The sequence below is a fragment of the Enterobacter sp. BIDMC 26 genome (assembly GCF_000534435.1).
GTDB lineage: Bacteria > Pseudomonadota > Gammaproteobacteria > Enterobacterales > Enterobacteriaceae > Enterobacter > Enterobacter ludwigii.
The window spans coordinates 419,703-445,985 of the sequence record NZ_KI973182.1; the positions used below are offsets into that span (position 1 = coordinate 419,703).

A 26,283-nucleotide genomic window follows, 5' to 3' on the forward strand; every position below is an offset into this window, starting at 1 on the left:
TTATTGGTCCTCCGCCGCAGCGGCGGCCGGGTTTTCAGCCGGCAGTTCGGTGTTGTTATCACCCAGCATAATGTGGTCGAGGATCTGGCGCATGATGGTCCCCACGGCCGGACCTGCGCCGCCGTTTTCCAGAATCATCGCCACCGCAACCTGCGGGTTATCATAAGGGGCAAAGGCCGTCATCAGCTTATGGTCACGCAGACGTTCAGCAATGCGGTGCGCGTTATAGGTTTCATTGGCTTTCAGACCGAAGACCTGCGCAGTACCGGATTTGGCGGCCACTTTATACGGTGTGCCGGCGAAATACTTATGTGCGGTCCCGTTCGGGCGGTTCGCCACGCCGTACATACCGTCTTTGGCAATTTCCCAGTAACCGGAATGAATGTCACCCACCGGGGCTTCATGCGGCTGGATCCACGGCACTTTTTTGCCGTCTTCAACCGTACTTTGCAGCAGGTGCGGAACTTTCACTACGCCATCGTTGATGAGGATCATCATCGCTTTGTTCATCTGAATCGGGGTCGCCGTCCAGTAGCCCTGACCGATACCCACCGGAATGGTATCACCCTGATACCACGGCTTCTTAAAGCGCTTCAGCTTCCACTCACGGGTTGGCATGTTACCGGAACGTTCTTCTGAAAGGTCAACGCCGGTGTAATGTCCGTAACCGAATTTGCTCATCCACTCTGACAGGCGGTCAATGCCCATGTCATACGCAACCTGGTAGAAGAAGGTATCCGCAGACTCTTCCAGCGATTTGGTGACGTTGAGGTGACCATGACCCCATTTTTTCCAGTCGCGATAGCGTTTTTCAGAGCCTGGTAATTGCCACCAGCCCGGGTCAAACAGACTGGTATTGCGGTTGATGACGCCCGCGCTCAGCGCAGAGACCGCCACGTACGGTTTTACCGTTGACGCTGGCGGGTAAACCCCTTGTGTGGCGCGGTTCACCAGCGGCGTATTCGGGTCATTGAGCAGACCGGAATAGTCTTTGCTGGAGATACCATCGACAAAGAGGTTCGGATCGTAGCTTGGCATGGACACCATCGCCAGAATGCCGCCGGAACGCGGATCGGTGACGACAACGGCAGCACGGCTGCCCGCCAGTAAGGTTTCAATATACTGCTGCAGCTTGAGGTCGAGCGTCAGGTAGACGTCATGCCCCGCCTGCGGTGGCACTTCTTTGAGCTGGCGAATGACGCGGCCACGGTTGTTAACTTCAACCTCTTCATAGCCGGTCTGCCCGTGCAGGACATCTTCGTAGTAGCGTTCGATCCCCAGCTTACCGATATCGTGCGTCGCCGCGTAGTTCGCCAGTTTGCCGTCTTTATCGAGGCGTTCAACGTCTTTATCGTTGATCTTGGAAACGTAACCAATGACATGCGTCAGCGCGGAACCGTAAGGGTAGTAGCGACGCTTGTAACCTTTCACTTCCACGCCGGGAAAACGATACTGGTTCACGGCAAAGCGGGCCACCTGGACTTCCGTCAGGTTCGTTTTAACCGGGATTGAGGTGAAACGGTGGGAGCGGGCACGCTCTTTTTTGAACGCGGCGATATCATCGTCGGTCAGATCGACAACGCCTTTTAGCGCTTCAAGCGTATCCTGCACATTATCGACTTTTTCCGGCATCATTTCGATTTGATAAATGGTGCGGTTTAACGCCAGCGGAGTGCCGTTACGGTCGTAGATAATGCCGCGGCTGGGCGCGATGGGCACCAGCTTGATACGGTTTTCGTTTGAACGCGTCTGATAATCGGTAAAGCGGACAATTTGCAGATTATAGAGGTTGGCGATCAGCACGCCGGTAAGCAGCAAAATCCCCGTAAAGGCGACCAGCGCCCGGCGCACAAACAGCGCGGACTCAGCCGTATAGTCGCGAAAAGAATTCTGTAGTTTCATCCGCTGCTTAATCTACCCTGGTCAGTCACTACTCGCGGTGATATGGGTGGTTGGTAGTAATGCTCCACGCGCGATACAGGCTTTCTGCCACCAGTACCCGAACGAGCGGGTGGGGAAGCGTCAGCGCGGAGAGAGACCAACTTTGTTCTGCCGCCGCTTTGCAGGCAGGAGATAACCCTTCAGGCCCGCCAATCAACAGACTGACGTCACGACCATCCTGCTTCCAGCGCTCCAGTTCGTGCGCCAGCTGCGGCGTATCCCAGGGTTTACCTGGAATATCGAGGGTGACGATGCGGTTTTTGCCTGCGGCAGCCAGCATCAGCTCTCCCTCTTTATCGAGAATACGTTTGATATCGGCGTTCTTGCCGCGTTTCCCGGCGGGAATTTCCACCAGTTCGAACGGCATGTCTTTTGGAAAACGACGCAGATATTCAGTAAAACCGGTTTGTACCCAGTCCGGCATTTTGGTGCCGACGGCGACCAGTTGCAACTTCACGCATTAACCCCAGAGTTTTTCCAGCTCATACAGGCGACGGCTCTCTTCCTGCATGACATGGACAATCACATCGCCGAGATCGACAACCACCCAGTCAGCGGTCGCTTCACCTTCAACGCCAAGCGGTAACAGGCCTGCTGCACGCGATTCCTGAACAACGTGGTCGGCAATCGAAACAACATGACGCGTTGAAGTACCGGTGCAGATAATCATGCAGTCGGTGATGCTGGATTTACCCTTAACGTCGATAGCGATGATGTCCTGACCTTTCAGGTCATCAATTTTGTCGATAACAAAATCCTGGAGTGCTTTACCCTGCAAGTTTTCCCCCTGGGGTGAATGAGATTGTATAACTATGAATTCGTGGCCAGACAGTATACCTGAACTGACGCCAGTGTCGGGACAAATGTCTCCGGCCGGGCTTTTGAAGGCGGGTATCATCCCACCCTCCGCCTGAGATTGCATCGCCATTTTTGTAAAACAATTTCTGTAAAGCAATGATCGGCGGGAAAGTCTGGCAGCGGAGGATAACAGTATGGCTTACCCTGTCAAGGCAGGATAATCATTACGCCGCTTTTTCATGCGCCCCCGCTATGCGTCTGCGCTTTTCTGATACAACCCATGCGCGTGAATGTAGTCCAGCACAGCTGATGGCAGCAGATCGTCACAGGCTAATCCCTGCTGCAGACGCTCGCGAATGAGGGTCGCAGAAATATCGAACCACGGCGTCTCTGCCAGATAAATCTTCCCGGCAGGTTGGTTGTGCAAGTCTTCAATATTGTCTGTGAGATGCGCCTCAAGCCACTGCTGATACTGCTCTTCTCGCATGGTCAGCGGATAGCCCGGACGGCGACAGACAAGCAGGTGGCTGTTTTCCAGAATCGTTTCATACTGGTGCCAGGTGGGAAAATTGAGCAGGGAGTCCTGACCAATAATAAAGGCCAGCGGAGTGTCCGGCCCTTGCTCGGCTCGCCACTCCTGCAGCGTTTGCGACGTCCAGGACGGTGTGTCGCGGCGCAGTTCTCGCTCATCAAGGCTAAAAAGCGGTTTATCCGCGATGGCCAGAGTGAGCATCTCTTTTCTCTGCTCGCTGCTTGCCTCAGGTTGCGGACGGTGCGGCGGCACATTATTGGGCATGATGATTACGCGCTGAAGGCCGATCAGATTCGCCAGAATTTCAACCGGCTTCAGATGTCCGTAATGGACCGGGTCGAAGGTGCCACCGTAGAGGGCCTGTAAAGAATGCATACTATCCATCGATAAATACGTCTGCCAGCGCCTTATGGCAGAGCAGCAGAGAGAGACTTTCCAGCTCCGCCCAGACCGACTGACCATAATCTTGTTTCAACGTAAGCTCAGCGCGCATCAGAAGCTGCACGGCTTGACGCAGCTGTTCATGACTCAGGCGGTTGATGGCCTCGGTGGTCATCGCCCGACGGTTTTGCCACACCCGATGTTTATCAAACAGCGAACGTAATGGCGTATGTGCAGACTGACGCTTGAGGGTAATCAGCAGTAATAATTCACGCTGAAGAGTGCGCAGCAAAATAACCGGTTCGCTACCTTCCAGGCGCAGCTGTTGCAATATATGCAGGGCGCGTTTGCTTTTCGCTGCCAGCAGTGCATCCACCCAGTGGAAGGGCGTAAAGTGCGCGGCATCGTTAACGGCCTGCTCCACGCGTGGCAGTGTCAGCTTACCGTCTGGCCAGAGCAGGGAGAGCCTGTCCAGCGCCTGCGCCAGTGCCAGCAGGTTACCTTCATAGCAGTAGCAGAGAAGCTGGTTTGCGGCGTCGTCCAGCTGAAGATTGTTTTGCTTCGCTCTTGTCGCGACCCATTTTGGCAGATGGGATTGTTCAGGCGTCTGACAGGTCACCATAACCGCATTGGCCGCGAGCTGGGTAAACCAGGCCGCGTTTTCCTGCGCTTTGGTGAGCTTGTTGCCGCGCACAATAAACAGCAGATCGCTGTGCAGCAGACTGACCAGCGTTGCCAGCTGTTCATTGATGGCCGCGTTAGGGCCATTCTCCGGCAGCAGGATCTGGATGGTCTGGCGCGATGCAAAGAGGCTCATCGCCTGGCAAAGCGAGAAGAGGGCATTCCAGTCGGTATTGTTATCCAGCTGGACGGTGTGGTGTTCATCAAAGCCCTGACCGGCCGCCGCCTGTCGGACGGCATCCAGGCTTTCCTGAAGTAATAGCGGATCGTTTCCGAGAAGCAGATACGCCGCGCGCAGCCCTTCATTGAGCTGCGCGCGGAGTTGTTCAGGATACAGCCTGATCATCAGTTACCCATGGAGGCAGAAACAGGAGGCGTGGTGGCATCCGGTTTTTCGATGATGTCAGAACCCTGTTTCGTTGACGCGGCAACGCCCGGCAGCTTACGGATCAACTGCTCTGCGGCTTTGTCGTACATTTCTTTGATGATAATCTGCTGCTCGGCGTCTTTTGCCAGAGCCGTCTGCGGGTTATCGAAGAACGAACGGTACACTTTCGTGCTGATTGGGTAGATGTCTTTACCCGGGATCAGGACGGCGGCATTAACCGACAGGACCATCTGATACTCCGCGGTACGGCCGTCCTGGAAAATGGACGCCGTGTCTTGAGCTAAGGCTGAGCCCAGAACGCGCAGGGATGGAACATCCTGACGTAACGTTCCTTTCTCTATCAACTCAACATCGTTAAGCCGCAGCTGGTTTCGAATTGCCCGGCTTAGTGGACCATTCGGATCTGATGAGTCGAAAATCATCGTTTTCATTTCAGCAGGCACTGCCGTGGTATTGCGCAGATGCCAGCCACAACCAGCGGTGACAAGCACCGCCAGAGATAAGAGTATTGTTGCCAGTTGTCGCACGTTTCCTCCCGCGCTTAGCCAACGACCAGATTCAGCAATTTACCCGGTACGTAGATCACTTTACGTACGGTAACGCCCTCAAGATATTTCGCAACCAGATGTTCCTGGCCTGCGCGTTCGCGAACCTGTTCTTCGGTAGCATCGACCGCCACGGTAATTTTACCGCGAACTTTGCCGTTAACCTGGACCACAACCAGCGTGGTGTTTTCCACCATCGCGGATTCGTCAGCCACTGGCCACGGTGCGTTGTCGATATCGCCTTCGCCTTTCAGCTCCTGCCAGAGGGTGAAGCTGACGTGCGGGGTGAACGGGTTCAACATGCGAACGACGGCCAGCAGCGCTTCACGCATTAAGGCACGATCCTGCTCGCCGTCCTGCGGGGCTTTTGCCAGCTTGTTCATCAGTTCCATAATAGCCGCAATTGCGGTATTGAAGGTCTGACGACGACCAATATCATCGGTCACTTTTGCAATCGTTTTATGAACATCACGACGCAGCGCCTGCTGATCGTCAGTCAGTGCCGCGACGTTCACTGCCGGAGCATCACCCTGAGAGGTGTGCTCGTAAACCAGTTTCCAGACACGCTTCAGGAAGCGGTTAGCCCCTTCAACGCCCGATTCCTGCCATTCCAGGGTCATGTCAGCCGGAGAGGCAAACATCATAAACAGACGCACGGTATCTGCGCCGTAACGCTCAACCATCACCTGAGGGTCGATGCCGTTGTTTTTAGACTTCGACATCTTGCTCATGCCGGTATAAACCAGTTCATGACCTTCGGCGTCTTTCGCCTTCACGATACGACCTTTCTCGTCGCGCTCAACGATCGCGTCAACCGGAGACACCCAGTTACGCTCGCCGTTCGCCCCGACGTAGTAGAAGGCATCGGCCAGCACCATGCCCTGACACAGCAGCTGTTTTGCTGGTTCGTCAGAGTTGACCATGCCTGCGTCACGCATCAGCTTGTGGAAGAAGCGGAAGTAGAGCAGGTGCATGATGGCGTGTTCAATACCACCGATGTAGATGTCCACAGGCAGCCAGTAGTTTGCTGCATCGGAATCCAGCATGCCTTCCTGATACTGCGGGCAGGTGTAACGCGCGTAGTACCATGACGATTCCATAAAGGTATCAAAGGTGTCAGTTTCACGCAGCGCTGGCTGGCCGTTAACGGTCGTTTTTGCCCACTCAGGATCGGCTTTGATTGGGCTGGTGATACCGTCCATGATCACATCTTCCGGCAGGATCACCGGGAGTTGATCTTCTGGCGTTGGCATCACGGTACCATCTTCCAGCGTCACCATTGGGATAGGTGCTCCCCAGTAGCGCTGGCGAGAGACACCCCAGTCGCGCAGGCGGTAGTTGACTTTACGCTCACCGACGCCCAGCGACGCTAACTTGTCGGCAATCGCGTTGAAGCCATCTTCAAAGCTCAGACCGCTGAATTCACCCGAGTTGAACAGGGTGCCTTTTTCGGTCAGGGCTTGTGCGGAGAGGTCTGGCTCAGAACCGTCAGCCGCGAGGATGACAGGCTTGATGGTCAGGCCATATTTGGTGGCAAATTCGTAGTCACGCTGATCGTGGCCTGGAACGGCCATGACGGCACCCGTACCGTACTCCATCAGCACGAAGTTGGCTGCCCAGATAGGGATTGCTTCGCCCGTCAGGGGATGGATAGCCTTAAAGCCGGTATCAACGCCTTTCTTCTCCATCGTCGCCATGTCGGCTTCGGCCACTTTGGTGTTGCGGCATTCGTCGATAAAGGCCGCCAGTTCCGGGTTGTTTTCCGCGGCTTTCTGCGCCAGCGGGTGACCAGCGGCCACGGCCAGATAGGTCGCACCCATGAAGGTGTCCGGACGGGTAGTGTAGACGGTCAGGGTCCGATCGTCGTTCTCAACGTTGAAGGTGATCTCCACGCCTTCTGAACGGCCGATCCAGTTACGCTGCATAGTCTTGACGGTATCAGGCCAGTGATCCAGATTATCCAGATCGTTCAGCAGCTCGTCAGCGTAGGCGGTGATTTTGATAAACCACTGTGGGATCTCTTTACGCTCAACTTTGGTATCACAACGCCAGCAGCAGCCGTCGATAACCTGCTCGTTCGCCAGTACGGTCTGGTCGTTCGGACACCAGTTAACGGCAGAGGTCTTCTTGTACACCAGGCCTTTTTTGTACAGCTCGGTGAAGAATTTCTGCTCCCAGCGGTAGTATTCCGGGGTGCAGGTCGCCAGCTCGCGGCTCCAGTCATAGCCAAAGCCCAGCATTTTGAGCTGGTTTTTCATGTACGCGATGTTGTCGTACGTCCACGGGGCAGGTGCTGTGTTGTTTTTGACCGCCGCGCCTTCTGCAGGCAGACCAAACGCATCCCAGCCAATAGGCTGCAGGACGTTTTTGCCGAGCATACGCTGGTAGCGGGCAATCACATCACCAATGGTGTAGTTACGCACGTGGCCCATGTGTAGTCGACCAGAAGGATAGGGAAGCATCGACAGGCAGTAATACTTCTCTTTGCTCTCGTCTTCGGTTACTTCAAAGGTGCGCTTCTCGTCCCAGTGTTGCTGGACTTTTGATTCTATCTCTTCCGGGCGGTATTGCTCTTGCATGGCAGCCAGTGGTCCTGTTTTCAATACAGCTACAAATGTAGCCAATGGATGTGGTAATTCAGATCCGCATAGCATAGCCCAAACGCCCGCGCCAAAACAGCCTTTCGCACAAATGCGCGCGTGAGGAATTTGTCGGGTCTGTGGTTCACCTGGCAAAGCGGTGGCGAAATAAGGTCTATTATTAGAGTCAGTTACTTACCCGGGAGGCAAAATGATGAACAAGGTTGCTCAATTTTACCGAGAACTGGTGACAACACTGACGGAACGGCTGCGTAACGGCGAGCGTGATATCGATGCGCTGGTGGAACAGGCGCGGGCCCGCGTGACGCAAACGGGTGAGTTAACGCGAACCGAAGTGGAAGAGGTGACGCGCGCCGTACGCCGCGACCTGGAAGAGTTTGCGCGAAGCTACGAAGAGAGTCAGAACGAGGTTACCGACAGCGTTTTTATGCGGGTAATTAAAGAAAGCCTGTGGCAGGAGCTGGCGGATATCACCGATAAAACGCAGCTGGAGTGGCGTGAAGTCTTTCAGGATCTCAACCACCACGGGGTCTATCACAGCGGAGAAGTGGTCGGGCTGGGGAATCTGGTGTGCGAGAAATGCCATCACCACATTGCGGTCTATACGCCGGATGTGTTGCCGCTGTGTCCAAAGTGTGGACACGATCAGTTCCAGCGTCGGCCGTTTGAGCCCTAAGTAAAAGCCGCCCTCTGCCAGCAGGTCAGAGGGAGAGCATCAGGCCACAGAGCAGTCTACCATGCCCGGTGGCCATCGCTTACCGGGCCTGGCTGTAATAGTTGAGTCTTTCCGCCAGCAAATCCACGAACGCTTCCCGGTCGATATCCACCATTAGCGTGGTGTTGGGGTGATTGCCCGTCAGCGAATAGTAGTCCACCACCGTCATACCCTGAGTGTATTTCCCCTGGGTTTCCACGCCCACCCACCGTTCTACCGTGGTAAACATCTCCGGTTTGAGCAGCCAGGCAATGGTGCACGGATCGTGCAGCGGCGCGCCGTGAAAACCCCATTTCTCGGCTTTGTGATACGCCATAAAGAAGTCCAGCAACTCTGCGACGGTTGTCGCCACCGGGTTGCCAATGGCACGAAAGCGCGCAATGTCGTGCGCCATTATTTGTGCGCGATGGGTGACGTCCAGGCCGGCCATGACAATCGGCAGGCCAGACTGGAAGACAATCTCTGCGGCTTCCGGATCGACAAAAATGTTGAACTCCGCCGCTGGCGTCCAGTTCCCGAGTCCCATTGCGCCGCCCATGATCACGATTCGGGCGATTTTACTGTGCAATTCCGGATGGCTGTTGAGCAGCAGCGCAACGTTGGTTTGCGGGCCGGTGGCCACCAGTGTGACCGGTTCCGCGCTTTCACGCAGCACTTTCGCCATCAGCTCTACGGCGGTGCAGGGTTGCGCTTCAAACCCCGGTTCGGGCAGTGCCGGGCCATCCAGCCCACTTTCACCGTGCACGTTGTCGGCAATGATCAGATCGCGCATGAGCGGTTTGACGGCACCACCGGCGACCGGTATATCGGTGCGTTTGAGCAACGTCAGCATACGCAGGACGTTACGCAGCGTTTTCTCCGGGGTCTGGTTTCCGGCAGAGGACGTGACGGCTTTGACGTCCAGTTCAGGGGAGGCAAGTGCAAGGACGAGGGCGATCGCGTCATCATGACCCGGGTCGCAATCGAGAAGGATAGGTTGTGCCATAGCGTGCTCCATACGTAGCATTATTTTGTGACAAGGTTAACGCTGCAATGTGACGCCGACGAGAAGAAGAGAGCTAAAGCGTGAAGCAGTGCGCAATCCGCAGATTGCGCACCGGGGAGATTAGTGCAGGATTTTGGCGAGGAAGTCTTTTGCTCGCTCGGATTTTGGATTGGCGAAGAACTCTTCTTTCGGCGAGTCTTCAACAATCTTCCCTTCGTCCATGAAGATCACGCGGTTCGCCACTTTGCGGGCAAAGCCCATTTCGTGGGTCACCACCATCATCGTCATCCCTTCGTGCGCCAGCTCAACCATTACGTCCAGCACTTCGTTGATCATCTCGGGATCGAGAGCAGAAGTCGGTTCATCAAACAGCATGGCGACCGGATCCATACACAGGGCCCGGGCAATAGCCACACGCTGCTGCTGACCGCCAGAGAGCTGCGCCGGGAATTTATCAGCATGCGCAGAGAGCCCCACGCGTTCCAGCAGCTTCAGACCTTTATCGCGCGCGAGCTTTTTATCGCGTTTCAGCACTTTTACCTGCGCCAGCGTCAGGTTCTCGATAATGGAGAGGTGCGGAAACAGCTCAAAGTGCTGGAACACCATGCCGACGTGGGAACGCAGCTGAGCAAGGTTGGTTTTCCTGTCATTGACTTTGGTGCCGTTGACGAGGATCTCTCCTTGCTGCACCGGCTCCAGGCCGTTAACGGTTTTGATCAGCGTGGATTTACCGGAGCCGGATGGCCCACATACCACCACCACGTCACCTTTTTTCACTTCGGTTGAGCAGTCGGTCAGCACCTGAAAGTGCCCATACCATTTAGAAACATTTTTCAGGGAAATCATTATACAGTCCTTTTCTTCAGCCAGCTGACCAACAGCGACGCGCTTAAACTAATCACAAAATAGACGCCACCCGCGAAGAGCACCATTTCGACCTGCGTACCGTCACGTTCACCGATGGTAGACGCGGTACGGAAGAAGTCTGCCAGGCTCAATACGTAGACCAGAGAGGTATCCTGGAACAGTACGATGCCCTGGGTCAGCAGGAGGGGAACCATGGCGCGAAACGCCTGCGGCAGAATAATGAGCTGCATGGATTGCCAGTGCGTCATCCCCAGCGCCAGCGCGGCGCTGGACTGCCCACGGGAAATACTCTGAATACCCGCTCGGATAATCTCTGAATAGTAGGCAGCCTCAAACATTGAGAACGCGACCATCGCGGAGATCAGGCGGATATCGGTTTTCGGCGACAGCCCCAGTACGTTTTGCAGAAAGCCGGGAACAATCAGGTAAAACCACAGCAGTACCATCACCAGGGGGATGGAGCGGAAAACGTTAACGTAGGCCGTGGCAAACCAGGCGAACGGTTTAAAGGCCGACAGGCGCATGACCGCCAGCAGGGTGCCCCAGACGATACCCACCACAATAGCAATCACGGTGATTTTTAAGGTGATCAGCAGACCATCCAGCAGGTAAGGCATGGATGGAACGATAGAACTCCAGTCAAATTCGTACATTATTTGCCCCCCAGATTGCCCGGCAGGCGGATTTTGCGTTCAACCAGGTTCATCACCAGCATGATGAAAGTGTTAATCAGAACATAGGCGAGTGTGATCGCCGTGAAGGATTCCCACGCGTGGGCGGAATAATCCAGCAGCTTGCCCGCCTGTGCGGCCATATCCACCAGACCGATGGTCGAGGCGATGGCCGAGTTTTTCACCAGGTTCATCATCTCAGACGTCATCGGTGGAACAATGACGCGGTAAGCGTTAGGCAGCAGTACATAGCGGTAAGTTTGTGGCAGCGTCAGGCCCATCGCCAGGCCAGCATTTTTTTGTCCGCGCGGCAGTGACTGAATGGCGGCACGCACCTGCTCGCAAACGCGCGCGGCGGTGAAGAGCCCCAGGCAGAGCATGGAGGAGACAAAGAACTGCACGTTCGGATCCAGTTCCGACTTAAACCACATGCCAATATTTTCCGGCAGCAGTTCCGGGACGACCAGATACCAGGTGAAAAATTGCACAATCAGCGGAACGTTACGGAACAGTTCCACATACAGGGTGCCGAGAGATGAGAGAAAACGGTTAGGCACGGTGCGCAAAATACCGAACAGTGAACCGACAAGAAACGCGATAATCCACGCCGTGATCGATAAGGCGACGGTAACCTGAAAACCGCTCCACAGCCAGCCAAGATAGGTGGTGTTGCCGAACGGGGCTTGTTGCAGGAATATGCCCCAGTTCCAGTCTATTGACATAATAAACTCCAGAAAAAAAAGGGTAGCAGCGCTACCCTCGAAGATTGGTGAGAAGCTCATTTTTCGCGCTGAGTGGGGAACGACCACTCAACGTATAGTCTGTCCATACTTCCCGACAATCGAGAGGGCAGGAGATCCCGCCCCTGTTGTTCTAATTAGTTAAGAGCCTTGTCGTTTGGTGATTTGAACAGCGCTTTCATGTCGTCAGACAGTTCGAAGTTCATGTTAAGATTTTTGGGTGGAATCGGGTTCTTGAACCATTTATCGAACCATTTTTCCGCTTCACCGGAGGTCTGAACCTGAGCGATGGTGTCATCGATCAGCTTCTTGAACTGCGGATCGTCTTTACGCAGCATACAGCCGTACGCTTCTTTAGATTGCGCCGTGCCGACGATATCCCAGTTGTCTGGTTTCTTCGCTTTTGCACGTTCGCCTGCCAGCAGGGCATCATCCATCATAAACGCCACAGCACGGCCACTTTCCAGGGTACGGAAAGAGTCGCCATGATCTTTCGCGCTGATGATGCGCATATCCATTTTCTTCTCGTCGTTCAGCTTGTGCAGCAGCACTTCGGAAGTGGTACCGGAGGTAACAACGACGGCTTTGCCTTTCAGGTCCGCAAAGTCTTTGATCTCGCCGCCTTTCTTGGTCAGCAGGCGGGTGCCCACGACGAAGATGGTGTCAGAGAAGGCAGCCTGTTTCTGACGCTCAAGGTTGTTGGTGGTGGAACCGCACTCAAAATCGAACGTGCCGTTTTGCAGCAGTGGAATACGGTTTTGTGAAGTGATTGGAATCAGCTTCACCTGCAGGTCAGGTTTGTTCAGCTTTTTCTTCACAGCTTCAACGATAGCGTTGGAGTAATCCTGTGAATAGCCCACGACTTTTTGCGTGTTGTCGTAGTAAGAGAACGGGACAGAAGATTCACGGTGGCCGACCACGATCACGCCGTTTTTGGCAATCTTGTCGAGAGTGCTCCCGGCAGCCGGAGCATCTTCAGCGTGAACGACGCTTGCCGACATCCCCATAACCAGCATTGCTGTGGCCAGTTTACGTAATTGCATACCCAACTCCTTTCTTATCAGCGCCAGTGACGCATTGATACCCATTGTGATGTTGTTATATCTCGCGCTATGCGAGTGCAGTGTTATGCAAGCTTGTTAACATTTAGTCTGGCTTAATGTAAAGATTTTGCTGCGTTATTGTTTATTTTTGCGAAGCGCGCCGCATCAATCAGAGGCAAATATCTCTCGTTGCACCGTTTCGGTGCTACCGGTGATCTACGCTGGTGCGACGAAGTTGCACGTTAAGCCAAACTGCGTTTACGTGGGGAAATAAAGCAAGAGACGTGCCAGAAATGCCCTCTCCCAACGGGAGAGGGGAAGGGAGGGGAAATTATCGACGACGCTGACGCAAGCTCATCAGCACCGCGCCAAATCCGAACAGCGCGGTCAGGATCCACAGCGGCCAGTTGCCGGTGCGGGCATAAGGCGTCAGGCCCGTCGCAGGCGTGACGTTGGTCGTCAGCACTTCACGGGTGAATTGCGGGATCATGGCCTGGATTTCGCCCTGCGGGCCAATCACGGCGGTAATGCCGTTGTTGGTGCTACGCAGCAGCGGGCGCGCCAGCTCCAGGGAGCGCATCCGCGCCATCTGGAAGTGCTGCCACGGGCCAATCGACTTACCAAACCAGGCATCGTTGGAGATAGTCAGCAGGAAGTCAGTGTCCGGACGGAAGTTATCGCGCACCTGCTCGCCGAGGATAATTTCGTAGCAGATGGCCGCCGTCAGGGCAAAACCGTGCGCATGCAGCTGGGGCTGAACGTACGGGCCACGGCTGAATGAGGACATCGGCAGGTCAAAGAACGGTGCTAACGGGCGCAGAATGGACTCCAGCGGTACAAATTCGCCAAACGGTACCAGGTGATTCTTGTTATACCGGTCAGTGGAGTTGTAGCTGTATTCGCTGTCTTTACCCAGCGTAATGATGGTGTTGTAGGTGTCATAGCGGTTCTGCTGATTCAGACGCGCATCGACAATCCCGGTAACCAGCGTACTGCCGCGAGCCAGCAGTAGATCGTTCATCATGTTCAGGAACGGCTGCTGGTTAATTTCCAGATCCGGAATCGCCGACTCTGGCCAGATGATCAGCTGCGATTTACCCATGACCGCCTCGGTGGCGTTAGCGTAGATCTTCAGCGTGTTCAGCAGCTCTTTCTCGTCCCATTTCATTGACTGAGGGATATTCCCCTGCACCATTGAAACCTGCGTGGTGCGCTCTGGCACCAGGCTGTACCACTGGATATAACGCAGTGGGAAAGGCAGGGCAAACAACACCAGCGCCACGACCAGCGTCTTCCAGCTATGTGTGACCAGCGCCAGGACCAGCAGTCCGCTCACCACCATCAACAGGAAGTTAATCGCTTCAACGCCCATTACCGGAGCAAGCCCCTTTAGCGGGCCATCAATCTGACTGTAACCGAACTGCAGCCACGGGAAGCCAGTCAGTACCCAGCCGCGAAGGAACTCGGTAATTTGCCAGACAACCGGCGCAGCAATGGCAACGCGCAGCCAGGTGGTTTTTGGCCACAGGCGAGAAAGGATACCCGCGAACAGACCGGTATAGAGCGAGAGATAAGCGGCCAGCAGCACCACGAGGAAGACGTTAACGGGTCCTGGCATACCGCCAAACTGGGCGATGCTGACATAGACCCAGTTGATGCCGGAGCCAAACAGCCCCAGTCCCCAGAAGTAGCCAATCGCTGCCGCCTGGACGGGACGACGATTCAGGGTTAAACCCTGAAGTCCCATCAGGGAGAGAATGGCTGCAGGCCAGATATCGTAAGGAGAAAAAGCCAGCGTTCCGCTGGCTCCGAGTAACAGCGCCAGCAGCAGACGTACGCGCTGGCGTTCAAGTAATGGGGCAAATGCCATTTACATTAATCTTCCAGTTTTGGCACCGGTGAGTCGTCCGGCGTTCTGACATGAACCTGTATAATACGTCGGCTGTCGGCCATTGCCACTTTGAACTGGTAACCGTCGATGTCAACGGTCTCGCCGCGTGCCGGAAGGTGGCCAAAGGCCTGCATCACCAGCCCGCCAATAGTATCGACCTCTTCATCGCTGAAATGGGTACTAAAGGCGTCGTTAAAGTCCTCAATCGAGGCCAGCGCGCGAACGGTCCAGGTGTGACGGCTAAGCTGACGGAAGTCGATATCCTCTTCTTCGTCATACTCATCTTCGATTTCGCCCACGATCAGCTCAAGGATATCTTCGATCGTGACGAGACCGGAAACGCCACCAAATTCATCAATAACAATCGCCATGTGGTAGCGCTGAGAGCGAAACTCTTTCAGCATCCGATCCACACGTTTACTTTCCGGCACAACCACGGCCTGGCGTAACACTTTTTCCATGCTGAAGGCTTCGGCATCGCTGCGCATAAACGGCAGCAGATCTTTCGCCATCAAAATCCCTTCAATGTGATCTTTATCTTCGCTGATGACCGGGAAACGCGAGTGTGCGGATTCGATGATCACATCGAGGCACTCGTCCAGAGTCTGGTTACGTTTCAGGGTGATCATCTGCGAGCGGGGGATCATGATGTCGCGAACGCGCTGGTCGGCGATGTCCATTACCCCTTCGAGCATTTCGCGCGTATCTTCATCGATAAGGTCGTTTTGCCCGGAATCACGAATCAGCTCCAGCAGTTCGTCACGGTTTTTAGGTTCGCCGTGGAAAAGCTGGTTCAGAATGAGGGAGAAAAATCCCTTTTTGGTGTTTGTCGTGTCGCTACTGTGTGAATTGTCGTCGCTCATGGCGTTTGTTAAGGGTTCTCTTGTTAGTTCAACGTTTACCGCCGCGCTATTTTCCTACGCGGCGGCATGTTAGTCAGTCGGTCGACTGACTATTCTTTCTCGGCAATGTACGGATCCTCATAGCCCAGAGCAAGCATTATCTCTGTCTCGAGGGACTCCATCTCTTCCGCTTCGTCATCTTCAATATGGTCGTAGCCGAGCAGATGCAGGCTACCGTGTACCACCATATGCGCCCAGTGCGCTTCCAGCGGTTTTTGCTGCTCTTTAGCTTCCTGTTCCACGACCTGGCGGCAGATGATCAGATCGCCCAGCAGCGGCATCTCAATTCCCGGTGGGGCTTCGAAGGGGAAAGAGAGCACGTTGGTCGGCTTATCTTTCCCGCGGTAGGTCAGGTTAAGCTCATGGCTTTCGGCTTCATCCACCAGACGAATCGTGACTTCTGATTCTTCCTTAAACTGGGGGATAACCGCATCCAGCCATGTCTGAAACTGCGCCTCTTCTGGCAAGCCGGAATTATCGTCACATGCCAGTTGTAAATCGAGGATCACCTGACTCATTTTTGTTCTTGCTCCTGCGCTTCGCGCTTACGTTCTGCGGCCAGTTCGGCCTTACGCTTCTGATCTGCTTCTTCCCATGCTTCATAAGCGTTAACGATGCGCGCCACAACCGGGTGACGGACCACGTCTTCGCTGTGGAAGAAGTTAAAGCTGATTTCGTCGACGTCGGCCAGCACTTCAATGGCATGGCGCAGACCCGATTTGGTGCTGCGCGGCAGGTCAATCTGCGTGACGTCACCGGTAATGACCGCTTTTGAGTTAAAGCCGATACGTGTCAGGAACATTTTCATCTGTTCGATGGTGGTGTTCTGGCTTTCATCGAGAATAATGAATGCATCATTCAGCGTACGGCCGCGCATATAGGCGAGCGGGGCAACTTCAATCACGTTACGCTCAATCAGCTTCTCCACTTTCTCAAAGCCGAGCATCTCGAACAGCGCGTCGTATAACGGACGAAGGTAAGGGTCAACCTTCTGGCTCAGATCGCCTGGCAGGAAGCCCAGTTTTTCACCCGCTTCCACCGCCGGACGGGTCAGCAGGATGCGACGAATCTCCTGGCGTTCGAGTGCATCAACCGCCGCGGCAACGGCCAGATAGGTTTTACCCGTACCCGCCGGGCCCACACCGAAGGTGATGTCATGGTCGAGAATGTTGGCGATGTACTGCGCCTGGTTTGGCGTACGCGGCTTAATGACGCCACGTTTGGTCTTAATATTGATGGCCTTGCCATAGTCCGGCACGCTTTCTGCGCTTTGCTCAAGCACGCGCGCCTCTTTGATCGCGAGGTGGATCTGTTCTGGCTCGATATCCTGTATTTCACCGCGCATTGGGGCGGTATCCACATACAGGCTACGCAGAATATCCGCAGCGGCGTTGACGCAGAGAGGGCGTCCGGTGAGTTTGAAATGATTATCGCGACGATTGATTTCGATACCCAGACGTCGCTCCAGTTGTTTGATGTTGTCATCAAACGGCCCGCACAGGCTCAGCAGGCGAGCGTTGTCTGCTGGCTCAAGGCTAATTTCACGCGTATCTATGTTCAAACTGTTCCTCTTTGATTGATTAACTGACCCGGTGCCACCTGGCGTAATAAAACGGCCATTACCGAAATTATTCACGCCATAGAATAAAGGCGCAAGCGTTGCGGAAGATATTGGGGGCGATGAGAGGAAATACAAGGCCTGCCGAAACGGCAGGCCGGATGGCGTTATGGCTGGTAAATACCGACGCCAGCGTCGCTTTCTTTGCGGGTGCGGGACATGACGGATTCCGGCGACTGTGCGATGCGCAGACCCATTTCGTCTTCGGTACGGACCACTTTTGCGCGCAGGGAGTTGGTCAGCACGTCGACAATCTCCACGTCCACAAATTTACCGACCATGTCTGGCGTGCCTTCAAAGTTCACGACGCGGTTATTTTCGGTGCGTCCTGACAGCTCCATAATGCTCTTACGGGAGGTGCCTTCTACCAGAATACGCTGGACGGTGCCGACCATACGACGGCTCCAGGCGTTGGCCTGCTGGTTGATACGCTCCTGCAGAATATACAGACGCTGCTTTTTCTCTTCTTCCGGCACATCGTCGACCATATCGGCCGCAGGAGTACCTGGACGCGCTGAGAAGATAAAGCTGTAGCTGACGTCAAAATTCACTTCGCCAATGAGCTTCATCGTGCGCTCAAAGTCATCCGTGGTTTCGCCCGGGAAGCCAACGATAAAGTCGGAGCTAATCTGGATATCAGGGCGGGCTTCACGCAGCTTGCGGATGATGGATTTGTACTCCAGTACCGTATGTGGACGTCCCATCAGGTTCAGCACGCGGTCGGAACCACACTGAATCGGCAAATGCAGGAAGCTCACCAGCTCTGGCGTATCGCGATACACATCAATGATGTCATCGGTAAATTCCATTGGGTGGCTGGTGGTGAAGCGAAGGCGGTCGATGCCGTCGATCGCGGCCACCAGGCGCAGCAGTTCTGCAAAGCTGCCGGTGGTACCGTCGTAGTTCTCACCGCGCCAGGCGTTGACGTTCTGGCCCAGCAGATGAATTTCACGCACACCCTGTGCCGCCAGTTGCGCCACTTCAAACAGAATGTCGTCGGTCGGACGGCTCACTTCTTCGCCGCGGGTATACGGTACGACACAATAGGTGCAGTACTTGTTACAGCCTTCCATAATGGAGACGTAGGCTGTTGGACCATCCGCGCGTGGTTCTGGCAGACGGTCAAATTTTTCGATTTCCGGGAAGCTTACGTCAACCACCGGGCGGCGATTCTCGCGAACGGCGTTGATCATCTCCGGCAGGCGGTGCAGCGTCTGCGGGCCAAAAATAATATCAACATAGTGAGCACGCTGGCGGATCAGTTTGCCTTCCTGCGAGGCCACACACCCACCCACGCCAATGATCACATCGGGTCTTTTGCGTTTGATAAGCTTCCAGCGGCCCAGTTGATGGAACACCTTCTCCTGCGCCTTCTCACGGATCGAACAGGTATTGAGCAGCAACACGTCCGCTTCGTTCGCGTTGTCAGTCAGTTGATACCCGTGCGTGGCATCCAGCAGATCGGCCATCTTGGATGAATCGTATTCGTTCATCTGACAGCCCCAGGTTTTTATATGGAGTTTTTTTGTCATCGACTTGCTCATGCTCAGGAATGCAGGGCGCGTATTGTAATGCTTTGCTGCGGTTGTGACCAGTATGAAGGTTGTCAACCTCAAGACCGAAAAAATCCGGTAAACTTAAGGTATATACCATTAAGGATAATTGACCATGACTCTCCAACAAACCGAAATTGCCGTTGTCGGCGGCGGTATGGTCGGCGGCGCACTCGCGCTGGGGCTGGCGCAGCAGGGATTTGAGGTGACGGTTATCGAGCAGGCTGCCCCTGTTGCGTTTGACCCGACGGCAAAGCCGGATGTGCGAATTTCAGCTATCAGCGCCGCCTCTGTCGATCTGCTGCGCGGGCTGGGCGTCTGGGATGCCGTGCTCGGGATGCGCGCGCACCCTTACAGCCGTCTCGAAACCTGGGAGTGGGAGAATGCGCATGTCGCGTTTGATGCCGCTGAATTGAAGCTGCCCCGCCTGGGCTATATGGTGGAAAACACGGTCCTCCAGCTGGCGCTCTGGCAAGCCCTGGAGGCGCATCCGAAAGTGGCGCTGCGCGTCCCGGCGTCACTTAACGCACTGCATCCCCACGAAGGCGGGTATTTGCTTGAGCTGGATAAGGGTGATGAGCTGGCCACGAAGCTGGTTGTCGGAGCGGATGGTGCCAACTCACAGGTCAGGCAAATGGCGGGAATTGGTATTCATGCCTGGCAGTACCAGCAGGCGTGCATGCTGATCACCGTGCAGTGTGAGAATGACCCGGGTGAGAGCACCTGGCAGCACTTTACCCCGAATGGCCCGCATGCCTTTTTACCGTTGTTTGATCGCTGGGCGTCGCTGGTGTGGTATGACAAACCGGCGCGCGTTCGTCAGTTGCAGGGGCTGTCAATGGAGCAGCTGCAGCGAGAGATCCATCAGCACTTCCCACGCCGTCTGGGCAACGTCATGCCGGTTGCCGCCGGGGCGTTTCCGCTTACCCGTCGCCATGCATTGCAGTATGCCCGTGCAGGGCTGGCGCTGGTGGGGGATGCGGCACACACCATTCACCCGCTGGCGGGGCAGGGCGTGAACCTGGGATACCGTGACGTTGAGGCTCTACTGGATGTGCTGGGCAATGCGCGCGCTCATGCGGAGGCCTGGGCCAGCCATCCGGTACTGAAACGTTACCAGACGCGGCGTATGGCGGATAACTTTATCATGCAGTCGGGGATGGATCTGTTTTACGCCGGGTTCAGTAACGATCTTGGTCCGGTGCGCATTCTGCGTAACATTGGGTTGATGGCGGCGGAGCGTGCCGGTGGGCTGAAACGTCAGGCACTGAAGTACGCGTTAGGCCTTTAATCTGAGTGCCTTCTCCTGCGGGAGAGGGCTTTCGGATGCGGTACATAATCCAACAAAAACAAAAAAGCCCGCAGAGCGGGCTTTTTTGTTACTAAGTGGCTGGGGTGCAGGGATTCGAACCCCGGAATGCTGGTATCAGAAACCAGAGCCTTACCGCTTGGCGACACCCCAATTGCGTTAAACAATGTGCTTAACGACTTTTTTAAATTGGCTGGGGTACGAGGATTCGAACCTCGGAATGCCGGAATCAGAATCCGGTGCCTTACCGCTTGGCGATACCCCAACAATTTTTTCTCGTCTACCGAATCATTCGACAGATGACTAATTTGGTGGCTACGACGGGATTCGAACCTGTGACCCCATCATTATGAGTGATGTGCTCTAACCAACTGAGCTACGTAGCCAGTACTGCAATCTTCGATGGCTGGGGTACCTGGATTCGAACCAGGGAATGCCGGTATCAAAAACCGGTGCCTTACCGCTTGGCGATACCCCAATACCGCGGAGAACCGCAAAATCGAAGAAATATGGCTGGGGTACCTGGATTCGAACCAGGGAATGCCGGTATCAAAAACCGGTGCCTTACCGCTTGGCGATACCCCATCCGTGCAACGCTTACCTGGGAATGGTGCGGGAGGCGAGACTTGAACTCGCACACCTTGCGGCGCCAGAACCTAAATCTGGTGCGTCTACCAATTTCGCCACTCCCGCAAAAAAGATGGTGGCTACGACGGGATTCGAACCTGTGACCCCATCATTATGAGTGATGTGCTCTAACCAACTGAGCTACGTAGCCATCTTTTTTTCGCGTTACCTTATCGGCGTTGCGGGGCGCATTATGCGTATAGACCCTTGCAGCGTCAACACCTTTTTCAACGAAAATAGCCGGAATGTGACTGTTTGGTTAGGTTGCGAACAGCGTGACCGAATATTCGGCAATTATTGTTTATTTATCGTTTTTGGGGAGTGAAAAAGGGGGCAAAAAAAATCAGGCCCCGCAGGGCCTGATTGGATGCTTTTCGATTACTTATAGGCAGACTGGTGTACGCCTACCGCACGTCCTGATGGGTCGTTCATTGACTTGAAAGATTCATCCCATTCAATGGCTTTAGCCGAAGAACAGGCAACGGACGGGCCGCCAGGAACACACTCCGCCGCACTCGGCACCGGGAACAACTCTTCAAAGATTTCACGGTACAGATACGCTTCTTTGGAGCCTGGCGTGTTGTACGGGAAGCGGAAGCTCGCGGTTTCCAGTTGCTGATCGGAAACCTGTTTTGCCGCTACCTCTTTCAGGGTGTCGATCCAGCTATACCCGACACCGTCAGAGAACTGCTCTTTCTGACGCCATGCCACGCTCGCCGGCAGGTAGGATTCGAAACATTCACGCAGGATATGTTTCTCCATTTTGCCGTTGCCGCACATTTTGTCCTGCGGGTTGATGCGCATTGCCACGTCGAGGAATTTCTTATCCAGGAAGGGAACACGGGCTTCCACACCCCAGGCAGACATCGCTTTGTTGGCGCGTGCGCAGTCAAACATATGCAGCGCCTGCAGTTTACGTACTGTCTCTTCGTGCAGCTCTTTTGCGTTCGGCGCTTTGTGGAAATAGAGGTAGCCGCCAAACACTTCGTCAGATCCTTCACCGGAGAGCACCATCTTAATGCCCATCGCTTTGATCTTACGCGACATCAGGTACATCGGTGTGGAAGCGCGAATGGTGGTCACATCGTAGGTTTCGATGTGGTAGATAACATCGCGGATCGCATCCAGCCCTTCCTGCACGGTGAAGTGGATCTCATGGTGCACGGTACCGAGATGGTTTGCCACTTCCTGCGCGGCTTTCAGATCCGGTGCGCCTTCCAGGCCCACAGCAAAGGAGTGCAGTTGCGGCCACCAGGCTTCTGAACGTTCCTGATCTTCAACACGACGCGCGGCGAATTTCTTGGTGATCGCGGAGATCACGGACGAGTCCAGCCCGCCGGAGAGCAGTACGCCGTAAGGCACATCTGACATCAGGTGGCTTTTAACAGAATCTTCCAGCGCCTGACGCAGTTCGGCTTTATCAGTCACGTTGTCTTTAACCGCATCATAGTCGAACCAGTCGCGCTGATAGTACTGACGGATCTCGCCGTCTTTACTCCACAGGTAACTTCCTGCCGGGAACTCTTTAATGGTGCGGCAAACCGGCACCAGGGCTTTCATTTCTGAGGCGACATAAAAGTTGCCGTGTTCATCGTGACCCATATACAGCGGGATAATACCAATATGGTCGCGGCCAATCAGATAGGCATCTTTTTCGCTGTCGTACAGGGCAAAGGCAAACATACCCTGCAGATCATCGAGGAATTCCGGGCCTTTCTCCTGATACAGCGCCAGGATAACTTCACAGTCAGAACCGGTCTGGAAGGCGTAACGGTCGCCGTACTCGGCGCGCAGCGCCTGATGGTTATAGATTTCACCGTTGACAGCCAGCGCGTGTGTTTTTTTCTCGTTATACAGCGGCTGCGCACCGGCGTTGACGTCAACAATGGACAGACGTTCGTGTGCCAGGATGGCTTTATCGCTGGCGTAAACGCCGGACCAGTCTGGGCCGCGATGGCGCATCAGGCGGGACAATTCGAGTGCCTTTTTACGCAGTTCGCCTGCGTCAGTTTTAATATCCAGTACGCCAAAAATTGAACACATAACCTTCTCCGTTAACCCTGTTGCTTTGTAATGTTGCTTGCTTATGAAAATGCCGCAAAGGGGGAGGGCGCGCAAGGGTTTTACGGGATAAAACGGAAATAGTGCAATGCTGATTGCCGAATAGTGAAAAACGAGTACGTCATAAACGCTTTTATTGATGATTATGCAATAAAACGGCTGTTTTGTTAGATGTGGGGTTATTTATCGGGCGTGAAAATAAAAAACCACGCGCTGAGGCGTGGTTTGGGATCAGATAATATCAATTTCTTCGACGGAGGGATAAATCCAGCTCGGTCGGAAGGGCATGGCGTCAATATCGTCGAGCGTGGAGACACCGGAAAGCACCAGAATGGTTTCCAGGCCCGCCTGGAATCCGGCCAGGATATCGGTGCGCAGGTTGTCGCCGACAATCACCGTTTCTTCAGAGTGGGCCTGCATCTTGTTCAGCGCAGCACGGATGATCCACGGGCTGGGCTTGCCCACGTAGAATGGTTTCCGGCCAGAGATCTTTTCGATACCGGCACACAGCGCGCCGCAGGCAGGGTAAAAACCACGGCCGTGGGTATCCGGGTTGGTGGCAATAAAACGCGCACCGTTGGCAACAAAGTAGGAGGCTTTGTGCATCATCTCCCAGTTATAGGAGCGCGTTTCGCCAACGATCACAAAGTCCGGGTTCACATCTGTGATGGTAAACCCTGCCTTATATAACTCGTGGATCAGCGCCCCTTCACCCACCACGTAGGCCTTTTTTCCTTCCTGGCGCTTGAGGAAATCAGCGGTGGCCATGGCAGAAGTATAAAACACGCTGTCCGGCACGTTGACGCCTGCTGTGGCAAAGCGGTTTGCCAGGTCCTGACCGGTCTGAGAAGGGTAGTTCGTGAGAAGAACCAGAGGCATTCCTTTGTCGATGATGCGGTGAAGAAATTCCGCAGCACCTGGTACAGCAACGTTGTCGTGCATCAGCACGCCGTCGATATCACAAATTACATTCTTAATGGTCATGGACATTCCGACATCAAAAAAAGAAGGCGTTACTATAAGACCCGATCAACTTTCCAGCAAATGTTGCAACAGAATACCGTTGAGCATGGCGCGTTTAACCAGCGCAAATGCGCCTATCGCTGAGCGATGGTCAAGCTTAGAACGAACGACGGGAAGGTTCTGGCGGAAGGCTTTCAGCGCCTGAGTGTTAATGCAGCCTTCAATGGCGGGCAGCAGGATCTTCTCAGCCTCCACAATCTCACCGGCGATCACCACTTTTTGCGGGTTAAACAGGTTGATGGCGATGGCGATGGTTTTACCCAGATGGCGCCCCACCTGCTCAATAACTTCGCAGGCCAGCGCGTCGCCTTTGTTGGCGGCTTTGCAGATTGTCCCTATCTTGCAATCGTCCAGCGTGACGCGGCTCTGGTAACCCTGTTCAAGCAGATGGCGCACCCGCTGTTCAATCGCCGTGTTGGCGGCAATTGTCTCCAGACAGCCAAAGTTTCCGCAGTGGCAGCGTTCGCCAAGCGGCTCTACCTGAATATGACCAATCTCACCGACGTTACCGTTGCGGCCAATAAAAATGCGCCCGTTAGAGATGATGCCTGCCCCTGTACCGCGGTGTACGCGCACCAGAATCGAATCTTCACAATCCTGGCTCGCACCAAAGTAGTGCTCTGCCAGGGCCAGAGAGCGGATGTCGTGCCCCACGAAACAGGTCACTTTAAAGCGTTTTTCCAGCGCATCTACCAACCCCCAGTTCTCAACCTTTATATGGGGCATATAACGGATCACGCCGCTTTCGGGGTCTACCAGGCCTGGCAGGATCACCGAGATCGCAATCAGTTCACGGATTTTGCGCTGACAGCTCTCGATAAAGTGTTCAATGGTATTCAGCAGCGCGTGTTCCAGCGTCTCCTGAGTGCGCTCCGGAAGCGGGTAGTGTTCTTCCGCGATGGCTTTGCTGCTCAGATCATAGAGCGTAAGGGTGGTGTCATGACGACCAAGACGGACGCCGATCGCCTGAAAATTGCGGGTTTCGGTAATAATGGAGATGGCGCGGCGGCCTCCGGTGGAGGCCTGCTGATCGACTTCTTTGATCAGTCCGCGCTCAATGAGCTGACGGGTAATTTTTGTCACGCTGGCGGGAGCAAGCTGGCTTTGTTCGGCTATCTGAATGCGCGAGATTGGCCCGTGTTGGTCAATCAGACGATAAACCGCCGCGCTGTTAAGTTGTTTAACGAGATCGACATTACCGATTTGAGCTTGTCCGCCTGGTGTCATACTTTTACTTACTCAGTGACGACCTCGTTACCATTAACGATGGTCTTGATAATTTTATAATCGTGTGTGAATGCCGTCAGGTTTGCAACCATACCTGGTGCAATTCCGCCAAGCTGTTTATCTACGCCCATCGCGCGCGCAGGATAAAGGGTCGCCATACGCAGGACTTCATCAAGCGCAATCCCGCAATGTTCAACCAGGTTACGCACCCCTTCAATCATCGTCAGGGAGGAACCACTCAGCGTACCGTTTTCATCAACACACAGTCCATTGCGGTAGTATATTGTTTTACCGGCAAAAATGAACTGCTCAATATTTGCCCCTGCCGGTGCGGTGGCATCGGTTACCAGACAGAGTTTGTCACCTTTCAGGCGCTTGGCGTTGCGAATGTTGGTGTAATCAACGTGCAAGCCGTCAGCAATAATGCCGCAGTAAACGTCCTGCTCATCGAGAATCGCCCCGACCAGCCCAGGTTCACGACCGGTGATATACGGCATCGCGTTGTACAGGTGCGTCGCAAAGGTAATGCCGGCGCGGAAACCTGCTTTCGCTTCTTTTTGCGTTGCGTTTGAATGGCCCGCTGAAACGACAATCCCGGCGGCGGCCAGTTTGCTGATAACGTCAGGTCCCGCGATTTCAGGAGCCAGCGTCACTTTGGTGATCACATCGGCGTTGGCACACAGGTAGTCGACCAGCTCAGCGTCAGGTTTTCGCACGTAATCCGGGTTATGCGTCCCTTTTTTCACGATGTTCAGCCACGGTCCTTCAAGATGCAGACCCAGCGCCTGATTAGGGTGTTTTGCCAGGTAGTCGCGCATCACGCGGATACCCTGTTTCATGAGATCATCACTGCTGGTGATGAGGGTTGGCAGATAGCTGGTGCAGCCCGATTTCTCGTTGGCTTTCTGCATGATTTCCAGCGTGTCGACCGTCACCGCGTCCGCGGTATCATTAAATTGCACACCACCGCAGCCGTTCAGCTGTACGTCGATGAAACCGGGGGAGATTACTGCTCCATTGAGTGAGCGCTGTTCAATCCCCGGCGGCAGCTCTGCCAGTGGGCAAACACGTTCAATCAGGCCATTGGCGATAACAATCGCATGGTCATCCAGAATATCATGGCCGGTATAAATCCGACCGTGGGTTAAAGCGTACATAACGACCCCCGGTTAAAAAAAGCGGCCG

23 protein-coding genes and 7 tRNA genes are annotated in these 26,283 nt (G+C 54.6%); 2 read left to right on the top strand and 28 right to left on the bottom strand.

Translation table 11 applies throughout. From position 1 onward, the window contains the following. The 7 genes from mrdA to leuS form a co-directional block, all read right to left on the bottom strand. Positions 1-1,902 (bottom strand): peptidoglycan DD-transpeptidase MrdA, encoded by a 1,902-nt coding sequence (gene mrdA, locus L462_RS21265; RefSeq protein WP_014169119.1) that lies wholly within the window; start codon positions 1,900-1,902, stop codon positions 1-3. Positions 1,903-1,930: 28 nt separating this feature from the next. Then, complete coding sequence (gene rlmH, locus L462_RS21260) at positions 1,931-2,398, bottom strand: 23S rRNA (pseudouridine(1915)-N(3))-methyltransferase RlmH (RefSeq protein ID WP_003858701.1); 468 nt, start codon at positions 2,396-2,398, stop codon at positions 1,931-1,933. A 3-nt stretch (positions 2,399-2,401) separates the two neighbouring features. Next, a complete protein-coding gene (rsfS, locus tag L462_RS0123290) occupies positions 2,402-2,719 on the bottom strand; it encodes a ribosome silencing factor (protein ID WP_003858696.1) in 318 nt (105 codons plus the stop codon). A gap of 270 nt (positions 2,720-2,989) precedes the next feature. Further along, the gene (nadD, locus tag L462_RS21255) at positions 2,990-3,655 is read right to left on the bottom strand and encodes a nicotinate-nucleotide adenylyltransferase (protein ID WP_025204673.1); all 666 of its coding nucleotides are present in this window, start codon (positions 3,653-3,655) and stop codon (positions 2,990-2,992) included. Next, positions 3,648-4,679 carry a DNA polymerase III subunit delta gene (gene holA / locus L462_RS21250; RefSeq protein WP_032677681.1) on the bottom strand — a complete coding sequence of 344 codons (1,032 nt, stop codon included), beginning with the start codon at positions 4,677-4,679 and terminating at the stop codon, positions 3,648-3,650. Before holA ends, nadD begins: the two co-directional genes overlap by 8 nt. Further along, positions 4,679-5,248 (bottom strand): LPS assembly lipoprotein LptE, encoded by a 570-nt coding sequence (lptE, locus tag L462_RS21245; RefSeq protein ID WP_032677682.1) that lies wholly within the window; start codon positions 5,246-5,248, stop codon positions 4,679-4,681. Before lptE ends, holA begins: the two co-directional genes overlap by 1 nt. A 14-nt stretch (positions 5,249-5,262) precedes the next feature. Continuing rightward, positions 5,263-7,845 (bottom strand): leucine--tRNA ligase, encoded by a 2,583-nt coding sequence (gene leuS, locus L462_RS21240; RefSeq protein ID WP_032677684.1) that lies wholly within the window; start codon positions 7,843-7,845, stop codon positions 5,263-5,265. A 214-nt stretch (positions 7,846-8,059) separates the two neighbouring features. Here leuS and L462_RS21235 point away from each other — a divergent pair, with 214 nt between their 5' ends. Continuing rightward, positions 8,060-8,542, top strand: coding sequence for a zinc ribbon-containing protein (locus L462_RS21235; RefSeq protein WP_025204671.1), 483 nt, complete (start codon positions 8,060-8,062; stop codon positions 8,540-8,542). A 79-nt stretch (positions 8,543-8,621) separates the two neighbouring features. On the opposite strand, the gene rihA is transcribed toward L462_RS21235, so the two are convergent. The 10 genes from rihA to miaB form a co-directional block, all read right to left on the bottom strand. Next, positions 8,622-9,566 carry a pyrimidine-specific ribonucleoside hydrolase RihA gene (gene rihA / locus L462_RS21230; protein ID WP_032677685.1) on the bottom strand — a complete coding sequence of 315 codons (945 nt, stop codon included), beginning with the start codon at positions 9,564-9,566 and terminating at the stop codon, positions 8,622-8,624. 120 nt (positions 9,567-9,686) lie between these two features. Beyond that, the gene (locus tag L462_RS21225; protein WP_014169127.1) at positions 9,687-10,412 is read right to left on the bottom strand and encodes an amino acid ABC transporter ATP-binding protein; all 726 of its coding nucleotides are present in this window, start codon (positions 10,410-10,412) and stop codon (positions 9,687-9,689) included. Next, a complete protein-coding gene (gltK, locus tag L462_RS21220) occupies positions 10,412-11,086 on the bottom strand; it encodes a glutamate/aspartate ABC transporter permease GltK (RefSeq protein ID WP_014169128.1) in 675 nt (224 codons plus the stop codon). Before gltK ends, L462_RS21225 begins: the two co-directional genes overlap by 1 nt. Then, on the bottom strand, positions 11,086-11,826 hold the full coding sequence (locus tag L462_RS21215; protein ID WP_020884992.1) for an amino acid ABC transporter permease: 741 nt from the start codon (positions 11,824-11,826) through the stop codon (positions 11,086-11,088). Before L462_RS21215 ends, gltK begins: the two co-directional genes overlap by 1 nt. A gap of 155 nt (positions 11,827-11,981) precedes the next feature. Beyond that, positions 11,982-12,887, bottom strand: coding sequence for an amino acid ABC transporter substrate-binding protein (locus L462_RS21210; protein ID WP_020884991.1), 906 nt, complete (start codon positions 12,885-12,887; stop codon positions 11,982-11,984). Positions 12,888-13,218: 331 nt separating this feature from the next. Continuing rightward, entirely contained in the window at positions 13,219-14,757 is a 1,539-nt protein-coding gene (gene lnt / locus L462_RS21205; RefSeq protein ID WP_032677686.1) for an apolipoprotein N-acyltransferase, read from the bottom strand. 5 nt (positions 14,758-14,762) lie between these two features. Next, positions 14,763-15,641, bottom strand: a complete 879-nt coding sequence (gene corC / locus L462_RS21200) for a CNNM family magnesium/cobalt transport protein CorC (protein WP_014169132.1) — start codon at positions 15,639-15,641, stop codon at positions 14,763-14,765. Between the two features lie 89 nt (positions 15,642-15,730). Continuing rightward, positions 15,731-16,198 (bottom strand): rRNA maturation RNase YbeY, encoded by a 468-nt coding sequence (gene ybeY, locus L462_RS21195; protein ID WP_032677687.1) that lies wholly within the window; start codon positions 16,196-16,198, stop codon positions 15,731-15,733. Further along, complete coding sequence (locus L462_RS21190) at positions 16,195-17,241, bottom strand: PhoH family protein (RefSeq protein ID WP_020884987.1); 1,047 nt, start codon at positions 17,239-17,241, stop codon at positions 16,195-16,197. Before L462_RS21190 ends, ybeY begins: the two co-directional genes overlap by 4 nt. 164 nt (positions 17,242-17,405) lie before the next feature. Then, on the bottom strand, positions 17,406-18,830 hold the full coding sequence (gene miaB, locus L462_RS21185; RefSeq protein ID WP_020884986.1) for a tRNA (N6-isopentenyl adenosine(37)-C2)-methylthiotransferase MiaB: 1,425 nt from the start codon (positions 18,828-18,830) through the stop codon (positions 17,406-17,408). A gap of 136 nt (positions 18,831-18,966) precedes the next feature. On the opposite strand from miaB, the gene ubiF reads away from it, so the two are divergent. Next, entirely contained in the window at positions 18,967-20,142 is a 1,176-nt protein-coding gene (ubiF, locus tag L462_RS21180; RefSeq protein WP_032677688.1) for a 3-demethoxyubiquinol 3-hydroxylase, read from the top strand. 96 nt (positions 20,143-20,238) lie between these two features. Here ubiF and L462_RS21175 read toward each other — a convergent pair. From L462_RS21175 to nagA, 11 genes are all read right to left on the bottom strand, one after another. Continuing rightward, positions 20,239-20,313: transfer RNA gene (locus L462_RS21175), tRNA-Gln, on the bottom strand. Between the two features lie 37 nt (positions 20,314-20,350). Then, positions 20,351-20,425 (bottom strand) — tRNA-Gln (locus L462_RS21170). Positions 20,426-20,469: 44 nt separating this feature from the next. After that, positions 20,470-20,546, bottom strand: a tRNA-Met gene (locus L462_RS21165). A gap of 17 nt (positions 20,547-20,563) precedes the next feature. After that, positions 20,564-20,638: transfer RNA gene (locus L462_RS21160), tRNA-Gln, on the bottom strand. A 32-nt stretch (positions 20,639-20,670) separates the two neighbouring features. After that, positions 20,671-20,745: transfer RNA gene (locus tag L462_RS21155), tRNA-Gln, on the bottom strand. A gap of 23 nt (positions 20,746-20,768) precedes the next feature. Further along, positions 20,769-20,853, bottom strand: a tRNA-Leu gene (locus L462_RS21150). Positions 20,854-20,861: 8 nt separating this feature from the next. After that, positions 20,862-20,938 (bottom strand) — tRNA-Met (locus L462_RS21145). Between the two features lie 227 nt (positions 20,939-21,165). Next, positions 21,166-22,830 carry an asparagine synthase B gene (asnB, locus tag L462_RS21140; protein WP_010428626.1) on the bottom strand — a complete coding sequence of 555 codons (1,665 nt, stop codon included), beginning with the start codon at positions 22,828-22,830 and terminating at the stop codon, positions 21,166-21,168. A 249-nt stretch (positions 22,831-23,079) separates the two neighbouring features. Next, positions 23,080-23,832, bottom strand: coding sequence for a ribonucleotide monophosphatase NagD (gene nagD, locus L462_RS21135; RefSeq protein WP_020884984.1), 753 nt, complete (start codon positions 23,830-23,832; stop codon positions 23,080-23,082). 45 nt (positions 23,833-23,877) lie between these two features. Next, the gene (locus L462_RS21130; RefSeq protein ID WP_032677689.1) at positions 23,878-25,098 is read right to left on the bottom strand and encodes a DNA-binding transcriptional regulator NagC; all 1,221 of its coding nucleotides are present in this window, start codon (positions 25,096-25,098) and stop codon (positions 23,878-23,880) included. An 8-nt stretch (positions 25,099-25,106) separates the two neighbouring features. Next, on the bottom strand, positions 25,107-26,255 hold the full coding sequence (gene nagA / locus L462_RS21125) for an N-acetylglucosamine-6-phosphate deacetylase (protein WP_032677691.1): 1,149 nt from the start codon (positions 26,253-26,255) through the stop codon (positions 25,107-25,109). Positions 26,256-26,283: the final 28 nt, after the last annotated feature.